This is a genomic window from Pukyongiella litopenaei, assembly GCF_003008555.2.
GTDB classification, from domain to species: domain Bacteria; phylum Pseudomonadota; class Alphaproteobacteria; order Rhodobacterales; family Rhodobacteraceae; genus Pukyongiella; species Pukyongiella litopenaei.
Genome location: NZ_CP027665.1, coordinates 20276 through 34503, shown reverse-complemented (window position 1 = coordinate 34503; position 14228 = coordinate 20276). Strand labels below are relative to the sequence as shown.

The window sequence follows — 14228 nt, the reverse complement described above, 5'->3', positions numbered from 1 at the left end:
GGGTCAGCCGGTTCCGACATCCATCCGCGCCACCGATACCGATTTGACCAGCGCATAGACCCGTTCGCCGGGCGCCAGCGCCAGCGCCGTCGCCGAGCGGCGGGTGACGCGGGCCAGCAGGCGGTCATCGCCGCAGCGCAGCCCGACCATCATGCCGGGGCCCTCGCCGCCGCGCAGTTCGGTCACCTCGCAGGCCAGCACGTTCAGCGCGGACTGCTCACGCGGTTCCGGGCGCGACAGGATCACGTCACGGGCCAGGATACGCACGCGCGTCGGCGTGCCCGGCGCACTGTCGATCGCGGGCAAGAACAGCCGCCCCCCCGAAAACGCCAGTTCGGTCAGCCCGTCCTCGTGATGGAGCGCGACGGTCGCGGGCAGCACCGCGCCCGCGTCACGCAGCCCGATCTGGCGGACCGTGGCCGGGTCGGACAGCACCCGTTCGGCGGGGCCGGTCCGGGCGACATGGCCATCCTCCAGCACCACCACGGTCGTTGCCAGCCTCGCCACCTCGGGCACCGAATGGCTGACATAGAGGATCGGAATGCCGGTGCTGTCCCGAAGCCGTTCGAGATAGGGCAGGATCTCGGCCTTGCGGGCGGCGTCGAGCGCCGCGAGGGGTTCGTCCATCAGCAAGATGCGCGGCCGCGACAGCAGCGCCCGTCCGATGGCGACCCGCTGCTTTTCACCCCCCGACAAGGCGCCGGGTCGCCGGTCCAGCAGCGCGCCGATGCCCAGGAGCGCACAGACCTCGTCGAGCGACGGCCCGTTGCCCGGCGGGGCGAACCGGGCACCATAGGTCAGGTTGCGCCGCACCGACATATGCGGAAACAGCCGCGCGTCCTGGAACACATAGCCCAGCCGGCGGCGGTGCGGGGGCAGGTCGATGCCCGCATCGGCATCGAACAGGGTCTGGCCATGCAGCTCGATCCGTCCGCCCCGTGGCGTCAGCAGCCCGGCCACGGCGTTGACCACCGTGGTCTTGCCGCTGCCCGAGCGGCCGAACAGGGCGGTGATCCCGCCGGGGGCTTCGAAACCGATCTGCAGGTTCAGCCCGCCCTGGCGATGGGTGATGTCAACCGTCAGGCTCATTCCCCGGCCACCCGTTTCGCCGCCCGCCGCGCCAGCACCTCGGAGGCCGCCAGCGCCGCCAGCGCCACCACCACCGAGATCGCCACCAGCCGCAGGGCCGGGGCTTCGGCGCCGGGCACCTGCAGGAAGGTGTAGATCGCCGAAGGCAGCGTCTGGGTCTGGCCGGGGATGTTCGAGACGAAGGTGATGGTCGCGCCGAATTCGCCGATCGCCTTGGCAAATCCCAGCACCGCGCCCGCGATCAGCCCCGGCGCGATCAGGGGCAGGGTAACGGTGGCGAAGACCTGTATCCGCGACGCGCCCAGCGTCGCCGCGGCCTGTTCCAGTTTCGGGTCGACGGCCTCGATCGCCAGCCGGATCGCGCGCACCATCAGCGGAAAGGCCATGATCGACGCCGCCAGCACCGCGCCGGTCCAGCGAAAGGCCAGCACCAGGCCGAACGTGTCCTCCAGCCAGCCGCCCACCGGCCCGCGCCGGCCAAAGGTCATCAGCAGCAGGTAGCCGGTGACCACCGGTGGCAGGATCAGCGGCAGATGCACCAGCCCGTTGAGCAATTCGCGCCCCCGGAACCGCCCCCGCGCCAGCGCATAAGCGACCAGCACGCCGGGGGGCAGGCTCAGCACCGTTGCCCAGAACGACACTTTCAGCGACAGCGCCAGCGCCTGCCACTCGGCGGGACCGAGCCAGCCGCTCACCGGCGGATGCCCCGCGCCATCCGCGACCTGGCCGGGCCGATCTGTCGAACCGCCCCGGGCGTCATTCCGTCCGGTCCGGCGATCCGAAACCGTGGCGATTCAGGATCTCCCGGCCTTCGGGACCGGTCAGGAACGCCAGGAACGCGCGTGCCGGGGGGGTGTCGAATTCGGCCAGCACCGCTGCCGGATAGCAGATCGGGGGGTGGCTGTCGGGAGGGAACCGGCCCAGCACCCGCACCCGCGGTTCGGCCAGCGCGTCCGTGGCATAGACGATGCCCAGCGGCGCCTCGCCCAAGGCCACCAGGCGCAGCGCGGCGCGGACATTGTCGGCCTGCGCGATGCGGTCCGCGACACTGTCCCAGACCCCCAGTGATTGCAGCGCCGCCCGCCCGTAGATCCCCGCCGGCACCGCGTCGACCAGCGCCATCGCCAGCCGTTCGCCACCCAGCGCCCCGGCCAGGTCAAAGCCCGGCCCGATCGTCAGTTCGCCCGCATATCCCGGCGCGGCGATCAGCACCAGGTCACCGGTGGCGATGTCGGCGCGGGTGCCGGGCGCGATCAGCCCCTCGGCCTCGAGCGTGTCCATCCAGGCGGTATTGGCGGACACGAACAGCGCCGCCGGCGCGCCCTGCATGATCTGCCGCGCCAGCGCCGAACTGCCGGCGAAGGACAGGAGCGGCGGTGTTTCCCCGGTCCCGGCGGCAAAACGCGCGGCGGCCTCGTCCAGCGCGGTTTTCATGCTGGCGGCGGCAAAAACGCCGAACGGTGCCTCCTGCGCCGTCGCGGACCCCAGGGGGACAAACGCAGCCACGGCGAGCGCCGCCGCCATCACCGCCGCGCGGCACGAACGGATCATGCGGCGGATCATGGTTCGATCAGCCGCAGGTTGGGGATTCGCGAAATCCGTTCCAGGTCTTCCTCGTAGGCCCATTGCATGTCCTCGATCAGTTCGGGGGACCAGCCGGGCAGGTGCAGTTCCTGCTCCAGCGCCTCGTTCAGCCCGTGGGCGAGGATGGTCTCGGTGATAAACGCGGGATCGGCGGGGCCGCCGCTCGCGCGCAGCGTGGCGAGGAATTCCTGCATCCCTTCGGGGCTGATCAGGTTGGTCAGCAGATCGAACGGACCCCTCACCTGCGTGTTGTCGGGCAGGCCGGCCAGGGCGCGGATGATCCGGCTCCAGATCAGGGGGGCATCCTCGTAGCACCAGACCGTGATCGGCAGATCGGGCAGCTGGTCGCGGACCCGGCCCAGCATGTCCGACCAGCGCATTTCGAGCGGGTTGACGCCGCCCATCACATCCGCCAGCCGGGTGTCGGGCGACGGCTCGACCAGCGTCGAGAGAAAGGTGACCGGCGCCCGCACGCTCATGAACATCTCCAGATCATGGTCGTGAAACAGCCGGGTCAGGTGCTTCATCCGTTCCGGCGCCTGCGGATAGAAATCGCCGTCGATCAGCGAATAGCGCGCCGAGCCGAAGAAATGCGGGTTCGACAGGATCACCCGGTTGGCGTTTTCATCGTCGAGAATGGCGTCGATCAGCACCTCGCCGGCATCCTCTGCCGGTGGCGCATGGCGCAGCGCGGCAAAGGTTTCCTTGAGCAGCACCCGGTATTTGCCCGGACCGGGCACGGAAATCCCGTTCGCGTGGAACTGCCGCGTGTTGCGCAGCAGGCTCTTCAGCAGCCGGTCAGCCTCGGTGAAATGCGCGCCGGTATGGATGATGACCTGCATGCGGTTTCCGGTAATCGTCTGCCTTTGCCCACGGCTAGCGGTTCTGCCCGGTTCAGTCAAACCGGACAGGCGCGCGCCCCGTGCCGGGGCTCAGCCGGTGGGTTTCCATTTGATCGAACAGCCGATGGACGGCACCTGTTCGGCCGGTCCGTGCCCGATTTCGGCGATCAGGCGCATCGCCTCGAACAGCTCGCGCGGGGCGCCCTCGGGCGGGGCGGTCCGGCCGCCCGCGTCGATGCGGCCGCGATACTGCAGGCCCAGATCCGCGTTGAAGCCGAAGAAATCCGGCGTGCAGGCCGCGCCCCAGGCGCGGGCCACCGACTGGTCGGCGTCGTGCAGATAGGGAAAGGGCAGGGATTCGGCGACCGCCAGGTCCTGCATCCTGGGGAAACTGTCGTCGGGATAGGCAATGGCATCGTTCGAACAGATCGCGGCCACGCCGATCCCGCGCGCCTTCAGGTCGCTTGCGTCGCGCTTGATCCGGTCCAGCGCCCCGATCACATAGGGGCAGTGGTTGCAGATGAACATCACCAGCGCCCCGTTCGGTCCGGCGATATCCGCCAGCGCGTAGGTCTTGCCATCGGTGCCGGGCAGGGTGAAACCGGGCGGCCTCCAGCCGAAATCGCAGATCGGTGCCGATGTTGCCATGTCGTTTCCTCCGCTCGTCAGCCGTTATGGGCCGGGTGGCGCCGGCGCAGCCGCCCGGGTCGTCCGGGACTTCCGGGCAGCGACAGCTGCGCCACGGCCCGCGGGGTTTCGGCGATCACCTTGCCGCGGGCGACCACGCAGAGCCTTGTGGCCCGCAGCCGCAGCGCCTCGATCGGGTTGCCCGCGTCCAGCACCACCAGCGATGCCGTTGCCCCCACGCGCAGCCCGTAATCCCGCACCCCGATGATGCGGGCATTGGTTTCGGTCACCATGTCGAAACAGCGTCGCATCTCGTCGGGGGCGCTCATCTGCGCCACATGCAGCCCCATGAAGGCCACGTCCAGCATATCGGCCGTGCCCAGCGAATACCACGGGTCGAGCACGCAGTCCTGTCCCCAGCCCACATCGATGCCCGCCGCCTGCATTTCCCTGACGCGGGTCAGTCCGCGCCGTTTCGGGAAACTGTCGTGCCGGCCCTGCAGCATGATGTTGATCAACGGGTTCGGAATCGCGGCGACCTGCGCCTCGGCGATCAGCGGCAACAGCTTGGACACATAATAATTGTCCATCGAGTGCATCGAGGTCAGGTGCGACCCGACCACGCGCCCTTGCAGGCCCAGCCGCCGGGTCTCATAGGCCAGTGTTTCGATATGGCGGCTCATCGGGTCGTCGGTTTCGTCGCAATGCATGTCCACCATCAGCCCGCGTTGGGCGGCGATTTCGCAGAGCGCGGTGACCGATCGCGCGCCGTCGGCCATGGTGCGTTCGAAATGCGGAATGCCGCCCACCACGTCGACGCCCATGTCGAGCGCGCGGATCGTGTTGTCCATCGCCGTCGGATCGCGAAACACGCCATCCTGCGGGAACGCGACCAGTTGCAGATCGATGTAATCGCGGACCTTTTCGCGCAACTCGAGCATCGCCTGCACGCCCAGCAGCCGGTCGTCGCAGGTATCCACATGCGACCGGATCGCCAGCAGGCCCATCGACGCGGCCCAGTCGCAGTATTCCAGCCCGCGCGCCACCATGTCGTCGATGGTGACGATCTCCTTCAACTCGCCCCAGAGCGCGATGCCTTCGAGCAGCGTTCCGGATGCATTGATGCGCGGGGTGCCGTAGGACAGGGTGGCGTCCATGTGGAAATGCGGGTCCACGAAGGGGGGCGACACCAGGTCGCCGGTGGCGTCGATCACCCGGCCTGCCGCGGCGGTGTCCAGATTGTCGACCGCGGCGATCCGGTCGCCGGTGATGCCGATATCGGCGCGGGTGCCGTCGGGCAGGGTGCCGCCCTTCACGATCAGGTCGAACATCAGCGTTCTCCTTTCTGGAACGGGATCATCAGCGCGGCGGGGACCTCTGCGCGGCGCGACATGATCACCAGCGCGAGGATCGACAGCAGGTAGGGCAGCATCAGGAACACCTGGTAGGGCACCTGTGCGCCCATCGGGGTCTGTTGCAGGCGGATCTGCAGCGCGTCGAACGCGGCGAACAGGATCGCGCCCAGGACCGCCTTGCCCGGTCGCCACGACCCGAACACGACCAGCGCGATGCAGACCCAGCCGCGCCCGTTCACCATCTCGAAGAAGAACGAGTTGAAGGCGCTCATGGTCAGGAACGCCCCGCCCACCGCCATCAGCCCCGAGCCGACCACCACCGCGCCCAGCCGCAGCCCGGTCACCGACAGGCCCTGGGCCGCCACGGCGGCGGGGTTGTCGCCGGCGGCGCGCAATGCCAGCCCCAGCGGCGTGCGATAGAGGGTCCAGGCCACGATCCCGGCCACGGCAAGGGCCGCGTAAGTCAGCGGCGTCTGCGCGAGGATGCCGGGCAGGGGCAGTGGCTGGAACGCCTCGATCCGGGGTGGCGACGACACTTCGGGCAGGGCCACGCGATAGGCATAATAGGTCGCCGAGGTCGCCAGCAGGGTGATGCCCAGCCCGACCACATGCTGGCTGAGACCGAACGGCACCGTCAGCACCCCGTGCAGCAGGCCGAACGCCATGCCGGTGAGCATCGCCACCGCGACGCCCGGCCACAGCCCCAGCCCCGCATAGACTGCGATCCAGCCGGCAAAGGCGCCGGCGACCATGATGCCCTCGATGCCCAGGTTCAACACACCCGCGCGTTCGCAGATCAACTCGCCCATGGTGGCAAAGATCAACGGCGAGGCGATCCGCAGCACGGCCGCCCAGAAACTGGCCGAAAGCAGGATATCGAACAGGTCCATGCCTCAGCCCCTTGCCACGCGATACCGGGTCAGCATCAGCGCCAGCACCATCAGCAGCAGCGCGGCGGCCAGCATGATGTCGGCGATATAGCTGGGGATCCCGGCGGTGCGGGACATCGAATCGGCGCCGACGAAAACGCCCGCGACAAAGATCGCGCTGACCACCACGCCGAGGGGATGCAGCCGCGCCAGCATGGCAACGATGATGCCGGTATAGCCAAAGCCGGGGCTCAGATCGAGCGTCAGCACGCCCTTGAGCCCGGCCACCTCGCCAAAGCCGGCCAGCGCCGCCAGCCCGCCCGAGATCAGCGCGGTCTTGACGATCACTCCATTGACCGGGATGCCCGCGAACCGCGCGGCCTGTTGGTTCAGCCCGACGGCGCGGATTTCGTATCCCAGGGCGGTGCGGGTCTGCATCACCCAGACCGCCAGCGCCGCGATCAGCGCCAGCGCGAAGCCCCAGTGCAGCCGCAGCCCGTCGACGATCCGGGGCAGGCGGGCCTCGGCCACCAGCCGGGTCGACTTGGGCCAGCCCATGCCCATAGGGTCCTTCATCGGGCCTTCGAGCAGCAGCGACACGAACAGTAGCATTACGAAATTCAGCAGCAGCGTCGTGACCACCTCGTCCACGCCCAGCCGCGCCTTGGCCAGCGCCGGGCCCAGCAGCATCGCCGCCCCGGCGACCATGGCGCAGGCGGCGATCACCGGCAGCAGCAGCGGCGCGGGCAGGGGCAGCGCGCCGGTGCCCAGCAGCACGGTGACGATGGCCCCGGCATAGAGCTGCGCCTCGGCGCCGATATTCCACAGCCTTGCGCGAAAGGCGACTGCCACCGCCAGCCCGGTGAAGATCAGCGGCGTCGCCCGGTTCAGCGTCTCCAGCAGCGCGAACTTGCTGCCCACCGCGCCCTTGATGACCAGCCCAAGGACCGACAGCGGGGCGCCGCCAGCGATCGCCGCGAGGATCGCGGCCACGACCACAGTCGCCCCCAGCGCCAGCGCGGGCAGGCCGATGCGCCGTCCCAGCGACGGATTCGCGATCGGTTCAAGCCGCATCTTCACCCCCCGCGCCGCCAGGCATCCGGTCGAAACCCCGGCCCGCCATCCAGACGCCCAGTTCCGCCTGGCTCATGCTGCCATGGGCAAAGGGTGGCGAAAGCCGGCCCTCGCTTATGACATGAATAACATCGGACAAGCTCATGATTTCATCCAGGTCTTCCGAGATCAGCAGGACCGCGGCGCCGCGGTCGCGCGCGGCGATGAGCTGCGCATGCACATAGTTCACGGCGCCGATATCCAGCCCGCGCACCGGTTGGTTGGCGAGGATGATGCGGGGTTCGGTTTCCAGCGCCCGGCCCAGGATCAGCTTTTGCATGTTGCCGCCCGACAGCAGCCGGATCGGGGTGTCGGGACCGGGGCAGCGCACATCGTAGCGGTCAATGATCGCGCGGGCGTGGGTTTCGGCGCCTGCCCAGTCCATCCATCCGTGGCGGCTGAACCCGTCGCGGCAGGATTCCAGGATCGCGTTCTCGGTCAGGGTGAAATCGGCCACGGTGCCGGTCTTGTGGCGATCTTCGGGGATGCGGGCGATGCGATGCGACAGCGCCGCGCGCGGCGACCAGTCGGCGGGTATGTCGCCCAGAACCGTCATCCGCCCCGAGGCGGGCGCCGTCAGCCCGGAGACCAGATCGGACAACGCCGCCTGTCCGTTGCCGGACACCCCCGCCAGCCCGGTGATCTGGCCCGCGTTCAGCGACAGGTTCACCGATTTCAGCCCCGGCGCGTTGCCTGTATCGGGGGTCGAGACCGCGTCGAGCTGCAGCAGCGGCGCGCCTGGTTCGGCGGGGGTGATCCGCGGTTCCGCCACCTCGCCGCCGACCATCAGCGCGGCCAGCGCCTTTTCGCTGGTGTCGGCGGTATCCAGTTCGGCCACCAGCCGGCCGTGCCGTAACACTAGGACACGGGTCGACACTGCCATCACCTCGTGCAGCTTGTGGCTGATGAAGATCACCGACAGGCCGCGCGCCACCGCCTTGCGCAGCGTTGCAAACAGCGCATCCGCTTCCTGCGGGGTCAGCACCGCGGTGGGTTCGTCGAGGATCAGGATGTCGGTGTCGCGATAGAGCGCCTTGAGGATCTCGACCCGCTGCTTTTCGCCCACGGTCAGCGTCGCGACCCGGGCGTCGAGCGCCACTTTCAGCCCGAAATCCTCGGACAGCTGCTGCAGCCGCTCCCGCGCCGCGCGCTTGGCCTGCCGCACCCGCCACAGCGGTTCGGCGCCGAGCATCACGTTGTCGAGCACGGTCAGGTTCTCGGCCAGCGTGAAATGCTGGTGCACCATGCCGACGCCGGCGTCCAGCGCCGCGCGGGGCTGGCCCTGGGGCAGGGTGGTGCCATGCACCTCGACCGTGCCCTCGTCCGCCGTGTAGAGGCCGAACAGGATATTGGTCAGCGTGGTCTTGCCCGCGCCGTTTTCACCCAGCAGGGCGATCACCTCGCCCCGGCGCAGGGTGACGCTGACCGCGTCGTTGGCGACCAGGTTGCCGAACCGTTTGGTGATGGAATCGAGGCGCAGGACAACCGGCGCCTCGTCTCGTGCCCGCGTCAAGTCGAGGTCGGCTCTTCGTCGTTGATCTCGATCGTCATCGACCCGTCGCGGATCGCTGCTTCGCGTTCGCCGACCAGTTTCAGCGCCGCTTCGGGGATCTTGCCCTCGAACGTGCCGTAGGGGGCGAGCGAACAGCCGCCTTCCTTCATGAAGGAATAGACGCCGTAATTGTCCGCGGCAAAGGTGCCGCCCCTGACCGCGGCAATGGCGGCGTTCAGCGTCGGTTCGAAATGCCAGATCGCCGAGGCGACCACGGTGTCGGGATAATCGGCCTGGGTGTCGATCACGTTGCCGATCGCCAGGATGCCTTTTTCCTGCGCCGCGTCGGATACGCCGAACCGTTCGGCATAGAGGATGTCGGCGCCGTTCTCGATCATCGCAAAGGCGGTCTCCTTGGCCTTGGGCGGATCGAACCACGAACCGATGAAGCTGACCTGGAACCGGATGTCGGGGTTGATCTCGCGGGCGCCGGCCATGAAGGCATGCATCAGGCGGTTCACCTCGGGGATCGGATAGCCGCCGACCATGCCGATATTGTTCGACGTGGTCATCGACCCGGCGATGATCCCGCTCAGGTAGGATGCGTCCTGGATATAGTTATCAAACACCGCGAGATTCGGGTTGTTGCCGTCGGGCAGGAACGACGACCCCATCAGGAACGCCTTGTCCGGGTAATCGGCGCAGACCTCGCGGGCCTCGGCCTCGACCCCGAATATCTCGCCGATGATCAGGTCGTGGCCGCCTTCGGCATATTCACGCATCACGCGGGAATAGTCGGTATTGGCGGTGTTCTCGGTAAAGGTATACTCGATTTCACCCGCATCCTGCGCGGCCAGCGCGGCCTTGTGAATGCGGCTGACCCATTGCTGTTCGACCGGCACGGTATAGATGCCGGCCACCTTGAGCGGGCCTTCGGCGCGGGCCGGCAGCCCGAACGTGGCGAGGCCGGCGGCGGCCCCGGTTGCCGCCATCATCCGGCGGCGCGACAGTTTCGGTGATCTGATCACTCTTTGAACTCCCTGGTTGGCGATTTCGGAATTTTTACCAGATGGTAGACGTTTGCGTCTGCCCCGCCAAGAGCCGAACGTCCCGATGCGGCACGGTGGCATCAAAACGTGGCTGCGGTCCGGCCGGGGGTTTTCAATGCCGCGCGGGCGGTCCATAAGCTGGCCCCTGAAGAACAGTCCGCATGAGGCTTCGGGCATATGAAAATCATCATTCTGGGCGGTGACGGGTTCTGTGGCTGGCCCACGGCGCTGTATCTGTCGCGACGGGGCCACGACGTGATCATCGTGGACAATCTCAGCCGCCGCAAGATCGACCTCGAGCTTGAAGTCGAGAGCCTGACCCCGATCCGCCCGCTGGGTGAACGGCTGCGGGTGTGGAAGGATCTGACCGGCAACGAGATCGTCCACCACAATTTCACCGTGGGCGATCATTATCACCGGCTGCTGACCCTGATCGGCGACGAAGAGCCCGACGCGATCATCCATTTCGCCGAACAGCGTGCCGCGCCCTATTCGATGAAATCGTCCTGGCACAAGCGCTACACGGTCAACAACAACCTCAACGCCACCAATGATGTCCTGGCCGCGATCGTCGAAAGCGGCCGCGACGTGCACCTGGTGCATCTGGGCACGATGGGGGTCTATGGCTACGGCACCTCCGGCATGAAGATCCCCGAAGGCTATCTCAAGATCCGGGTCGATACCGAGGTCGGCGAAAGCGAACACGAAATCCTCTATCCCACCAATCCCGGCTCAATCTACCACATGACCAAGAGCCAGGATCAGCTGTTCTTTCACTTCTACAACGAAAATGACGGGGTGAAGATCACCGACCTGCACCAGGGGATCGTCTGGGGCACCCAGACCGATGAAACCCGCATGGACGAACGGCTGATCAACCGGTTCGACTATGATGGCGACTATGGCACGGTGCTGAACCGGTTCATCATGCAGGCGGCGGTGGGATACCCGATGACGGTGCATGGCACCGGCGGACAGACCCGCGCCTTCATCCATATCCAGGACACCTGCCGCTGCATCGAACTGGCGCTGGAAAACCCGCCGCAGACCGGTGAACGGGTGAACATCCTCAACCAGATGACCGAAACCCATCGCATCCGCGACCTTGCGCAGATGATCCACGAGATCACCGGTGCCGAAATCGCGCGCCTGGACAATCCGCGCAACGAGGCCGCCGAAAACGATCTGCTGGTGGCCAATGATCGGCTGATCGGCATGGGGCTGCAGCCGCTGCGCCTGTCCGAAGGGGTGATGGACGAGGTGATGGGCATCGCCCGGAAATACGCCGACCGCTGCGATACGTCCAAGATCCCCTGCGTTTCGCGCTGGCGCTAGGACAGGGAAGGGCGGAACCTGTGCAGTTCGAAACCAACGCCCGACGGGAACTTCGCGAACGGGCCGAGGCGCTGAGCACCCAACATGCGGGGCTGCAGGCCGAGGCGGTTCTGGCCTCGGTGCTGCGCGATATCTATCCGGGCCGGGTGGGGCTGGTGTCGTCCTTTGGCACCGAGGCGGCGGTGCTGTTGCATATGGTGGCGCAGATCGATCCCTATGCGCCCGTGATCTTCCTGGAAACCGGCAAGCATTTTCCCGAGACGCTGGACTATCGCGAAACGCTGGCGCGTGAGCTGGGGCTGTGCAACCTGCAGGTGGTGTCGCCGCGCCCGGCCTCGGTCGCCGCGGACGACCCCGATGGCGACCTGCACGCGCGCAACCCCGACCTGTGCTGCCATGTCCGCAAGACGCTGCCGATGCTGCAGGCGCTGCGCGGGCTGAGCTGCTGGATCACCGGGCGCAAGCGCTACCAGGCCGCGACCCGCGACGAACTGGCGCTGTTCGAGGCGCAGGACCGCTGGATCAAGGTCAACCCGATCCTGGACTGGGACCGCGACCGCATCGCCGACTATTTCCGCACCCACGACCTGCCGCGCCACCCGCTGGAGGCGCAGGGCTATCCGTCGATCGGCTGCGCCCCCTGCACCAGCGCGGTGCGCGAGGGCGACGACCCGCGTGCAGGGCGCTGGGCCGGCAGCGACAAGACCGAGTGCGGCATCCATTTCGAGAACGGCAAACTGGTCCGCAAGGGCGGCTAGGTGCCCGCGGTTCAGGGTCTGGTCAGGGTTTGGCGCGCATCAGCATGCCGAACAGGTCGCGGGGATCGTCCGGGTCGGCCAGCAGGTCGAGCGCATAATAGAGCCCGGTATCCTCGAGCCGGTCGCGCACATAGCGCAGGGCGCTGAAATCCTCGATGGCAAAGCCCACCGAATCGAACAGGGTGATCTGCCGGTCCGAAGTCCGTCCCGGTGCGTCGCCGGTCAGCACCTGCCAGAACTCGGTCACCTCGTGGTCCGGGTCGAGCTGCTGGATCTCGCCTTCGATCCGGGTCTGGGGCGGGTATTCGACGAAGATGTCGGACCGGCGCAGGATGCCCGGCGCCAGTTCGGTCTTGCCCGGACAATCGCCGCCGATGGCGTTGATATGCACGCCGCTGCCGACCATGTTGTCGGTCAGGATCGTGGCATATTGCTTGTCGGCGGTGCAGGTGGTGAGGATCTGCGCGCCCTCGATCGCGTCTTCGGGGCTGGAGCAGGTCACCACGCCCAGCCCGTGCCCGGCAAGGTTGACGGCGCATTTGGCGGTGGCCTCTGCATCGGTGTCATAAAGGCGCACGTTCCCGATGCCGCAGATCGCCTTCATCGCGAGGCTCTGGAACTCGGACTGCGCGCCGTTGCCGATCATCGCCATGGTGTCGGCGCCGGCGGGCGCGAGATGTTTCGCCACCATGGCCGAGGTGGCGGCGGTGCGCAGCGCGGTCAGCATCGTCATCTCCGACAGCAGCACCGGATACCCGGTGCCCACATCCGCCAGCAGGCCAAAGGCGGTGACTGTCTGCAGCCCCTCGCTGGTGTTCTTGGGGTGGCCGTTGACATATTTGAACCCATAGACCTCGCCGTCCGAGGTGGGCATCAGTTCGATCACGCCCTCGGCCGAATGCGAGGCCACGCGGGGGGTCTTGTCGAACAGCTCCCAGCGGCGGAAATCCTGTTCGATATAGAGGGCGATCCCGGCCATCATCTCCTCGACCCCGATCCGGTGGATCAGCTGCATCATGTGTTCGACCGAGACGAAGGGCACCAGGGCCTTGTCGGAGGGTTCGAGTGCTGCGGGTTTCATCGGCGTCTCCTGCTCAGGCATAGGCTCGGGTGGGGCGGTCGAACACGCGGCGGCCGAGAGCGCTGGCGGTCAGTTCGACCATCAGCTGTGCGGTGCGCCCGCGTTCGTCCAGGAACGGGTTCAGTTCAACCAGATCCAGCGAACTCAGCAGCCCGCTGTCGCAGATCATCTCCATCACCAGATGCGCTTCGCGGATGGTGGCGCCTCCGGGCACGGTGGTGCCCACCGCGGGGGCGATCGCCGGGTCGAGGAAATCCACGTCGAGCGAGACATGCAGCATGCCGTTCTGCGCGGTGACCTGTTCCAGAAAGGCTGCCATCGGGCGCGCGATCCCAAACTCGTCGATCTCGCGCATGTCGTGATAGCGGATCTCGGTGTCTTGCAGGGCGGCGCGTTCCGGCCGGTCGACCGATCGAAGCCCGACGATGCAGATATTGCGCTGCGGCACCGGGTTGGTGATGGCGGGAAACCCGCCAAAGCCGCCCCGCCCGGTGACATAGCCCAGCGGGGTGCCGTGCAGGTTGCCCGAGGCCGTGGTTTCCGGCGTGTGGAAATCGCTGTGCGCGTCGAGCCACAGCACGAACAGGGGCCGGCCCCGGCTGGCGGCATGATTGGCCGCACCGGCGACGCTGCCCAGCGACAGCGAATGGTCGCCGCCCAGGAATATCGGCAAGCCACGCCCGAGCGCCTGTTCGGCGGTGCGGATCAACCGGTGGGTCCAGCCGATGGTTTCATTGGGACGGTGCAGGCGCCCTTCGCCTGTGTCGGGATTGTGCGAGGCGGGCGTCAGGTTGCCCAGGTCGTCGACCTTGTGGCCGAGATCGGCCAGCACCCGCGCCAGCCCGGCGGTCCGGTAGGCATCGGGGCCCATCAGGCAGCCGGGCCGCCTCTGGCCGCTATCCACCGGCGCACCGACGAGAATGCAGGTTCGGTTGGTCATGGTTGTCCCCAGGGTGATCACATGATGGCTGTCGCGGTCGAGTTAGCCGCCGGATCAGGTTGGACACCATCCGCTGTTTTGCGCATGATGAAGG

14 protein-coding genes are annotated in these 14228 nt (G+C 67.4%); 2 read left to right on the top strand and 12 right to left on the bottom strand.

Annotation, left to right across the window (positions count from 1 at the left end):
- Nucleotides 1-3: 3 nt before the first annotated feature.
- The 10 genes from modC to C6Y53_RS00140 form a co-directional block, all read right to left on the bottom strand.
- Nucleotides 4-1089 (bottom strand): molybdenum ABC transporter ATP-binding protein, encoded by a 1086-nt coding sequence (gene modC / locus C6Y53_RS00185; RefSeq protein ID WP_106470596.1) that lies wholly within the window; start codon nucleotides 1087-1089, stop codon nucleotides 4-6.
- The gene (gene modB / locus C6Y53_RS00180) at nucleotides 1086-1784 is read right to left on the bottom strand and encodes a molybdate ABC transporter permease subunit (RefSeq protein WP_106470595.1); all 699 of its coding nucleotides are present in this window, start codon (nucleotides 1782-1784) and stop codon (nucleotides 1086-1088) included. Before modB ends, modC begins: the two co-directional genes overlap by 4 nt.
- A gap of 61 nt (nucleotides 1785-1845) precedes the next feature.
- Nucleotides 1846-2640, bottom strand: a complete 795-nt coding sequence (modA, locus tag C6Y53_RS00175; RefSeq protein ID WP_244614899.1) for a molybdate ABC transporter substrate-binding protein — start codon at nucleotides 2638-2640, stop codon at nucleotides 1846-1848.
- An 8-nt stretch (nucleotides 2641-2648) separates the two neighbouring features.
- A complete protein-coding gene (locus C6Y53_RS00170; RefSeq protein WP_106470593.1) occupies nucleotides 2649-3515 on the bottom strand; it encodes a hypothetical protein in 867 nt (288 codons plus the stop codon).
- Between the two features lie 90 nt (nucleotides 3516-3605).
- Complete coding sequence (locus C6Y53_RS00165) at nucleotides 3606-4163, bottom strand: thioredoxin family protein (RefSeq protein ID WP_106470592.1); 558 nt, start codon at nucleotides 4161-4163, stop codon at nucleotides 3606-3608.
- A 17-nt stretch (nucleotides 4164-4180) separates the two neighbouring features.
- A complete protein-coding gene (locus C6Y53_RS00160; RefSeq protein ID WP_106470591.1) occupies nucleotides 4181-5473 on the bottom strand; it encodes an amidohydrolase family protein in 1293 nt (430 codons plus the stop codon).
- Complete coding sequence (locus tag C6Y53_RS00155) at nucleotides 5473-6387, bottom strand: ABC transporter permease (RefSeq protein ID WP_106470590.1); 915 nt, start codon at nucleotides 6385-6387, stop codon at nucleotides 5473-5475. Before C6Y53_RS00155 ends, C6Y53_RS00160 begins: the two co-directional genes overlap by 1 nt.
- A gap of 3 nt (nucleotides 6388-6390) precedes the next feature.
- Nucleotides 6391-7440: an ABC transporter permease gene (locus tag C6Y53_RS00150; protein ID WP_106470589.1), complete on the bottom strand. Its 1050-nt coding sequence runs from the start codon at nucleotides 7438-7440 to the stop codon at nucleotides 6391-6393.
- The gene (locus C6Y53_RS00145) at nucleotides 7430-8992 is read right to left on the bottom strand and encodes an ABC transporter ATP-binding protein (RefSeq protein WP_106470588.1); all 1563 of its coding nucleotides are present in this window, start codon (nucleotides 8990-8992) and stop codon (nucleotides 7430-7432) included. The genes C6Y53_RS00150 and C6Y53_RS00145 overlap by 11 nt, the downstream gene beginning before the upstream one ends.
- Nucleotides 8989-9966 (bottom strand): BMP family protein, encoded by a 978-nt coding sequence (locus C6Y53_RS00140; RefSeq protein ID WP_244615025.1) that lies wholly within the window; start codon nucleotides 9964-9966, stop codon nucleotides 8989-8991. Before C6Y53_RS00140 ends, C6Y53_RS00145 begins: the two co-directional genes overlap by 4 nt.
- A gap of 231 nt (nucleotides 9967-10197) precedes the next feature.
- Between C6Y53_RS00140 and C6Y53_RS00135 the strand changes: the two genes are divergently transcribed.
- Both C6Y53_RS00135 and C6Y53_RS00130 read left to right on the top strand, forming a co-directional pair.
- Nucleotides 10198-11355, top strand: coding sequence for an NAD-dependent epimerase/dehydratase family protein (locus C6Y53_RS00135; protein ID WP_106470587.1), 1158 nt, complete (start codon nucleotides 10198-10200; stop codon nucleotides 11353-11355).
- A 20-nt stretch (nucleotides 11356-11375) separates the two neighbouring features.
- Nucleotides 11376-12113 (top strand): phosphoadenylyl-sulfate reductase, encoded by a 738-nt coding sequence (locus tag C6Y53_RS00130; protein ID WP_106470586.1) that lies wholly within the window; start codon nucleotides 11376-11378, stop codon nucleotides 12111-12113.
- A gap of 22 nt (nucleotides 12114-12135) precedes the next feature.
- Here the strand turns inward: C6Y53_RS00130 and C6Y53_RS00125 are convergent, their stop codons facing one another.
- Both C6Y53_RS00125 and rocF read right to left on the bottom strand, forming a co-directional pair.
- Nucleotides 12136-13194, bottom strand: a complete 1059-nt coding sequence (locus tag C6Y53_RS00125; RefSeq protein ID WP_106470585.1) for an ornithine cyclodeaminase — start codon at nucleotides 13192-13194, stop codon at nucleotides 12136-12138.
- A 13-nt stretch (nucleotides 13195-13207) separates the two neighbouring features.
- Nucleotides 13208-14134 carry an arginase gene (gene rocF / locus C6Y53_RS00120; protein ID WP_106473861.1) on the bottom strand — a complete coding sequence of 309 codons (927 nt, stop codon included), beginning with the start codon at nucleotides 14132-14134 and terminating at the stop codon, nucleotides 13208-13210.
- Nucleotides 14135-14228 lie beyond the last annotated feature (94 nt).

Bases quoted from the DNA above. Each gene is read 5' to 3' on its own strand.
- modC (WP_106470596.1), bottom strand. From the start codon at position 1,089: ATGAGCCTGACGGTTGACATCACCCATCGCCAGGGCGGGCTGAACCTG.
- modA (WP_244614899.1), bottom strand. From the start codon at position 2,640: ATGATCCGTTCGTGCCGCGCGGCGGTGATGGCGGCGGCGCTCGCCGTG.
- C6Y53_RS00170 (WP_106470593.1), bottom strand. From the start codon at position 3,515: ATGCAGGTCATCATCCATACCGGCGCGCATTTCACCGAGGCTGACCGG.
- C6Y53_RS00165 (WP_106470592.1), bottom strand. From the start codon at position 4,163: ATGGCAACATCGGCACCGATCTGCGATTTCGGCTGGAGGCCGCCCGGT.
- C6Y53_RS00160 (WP_106470591.1), bottom strand. From the start codon at position 5,473: ATGTTCGACCTGATCGTGAAGGGCGGCACCCTGCCCGACGGCACCCGC.
- C6Y53_RS00155 (WP_106470590.1), bottom strand. From the start codon at position 6,387: ATGGACCTGTTCGATATCCTGCTTTCGGCCAGTTTCTGGGCGGCCGTG.
- C6Y53_RS00150 (WP_106470589.1), bottom strand. From the start codon at position 7,440: ATGCGGCTTGAACCGATCGCGAATCCGTCGCTGGGACGGCGCATCGGC.
- C6Y53_RS00140 (WP_244615025.1), bottom strand. From the start codon at position 9,966: ATGATGGCGGCAACCGGGGCCGCCGCCGGCCTCGCCACGTTCGGGCTG.
- C6Y53_RS00135 (WP_106470587.1), top strand. From the start codon at position 10,198: ATGAAAATCATCATTCTGGGCGGTGACGGGTTCTGTGGCTGGCCCACG.
- C6Y53_RS00125 (WP_106470585.1), bottom strand. From the start codon at position 13,194: ATGAAACCCGCAGCACTCGAACCCTCCGACAAGGCCCTGGTGCCCTTC.
- rocF (WP_106473861.1), bottom strand. From the start codon at position 14,134: ATGACCAACCGAACCTGCATTCTCGTCGGTGCGCCGGTGGATAGCGGC.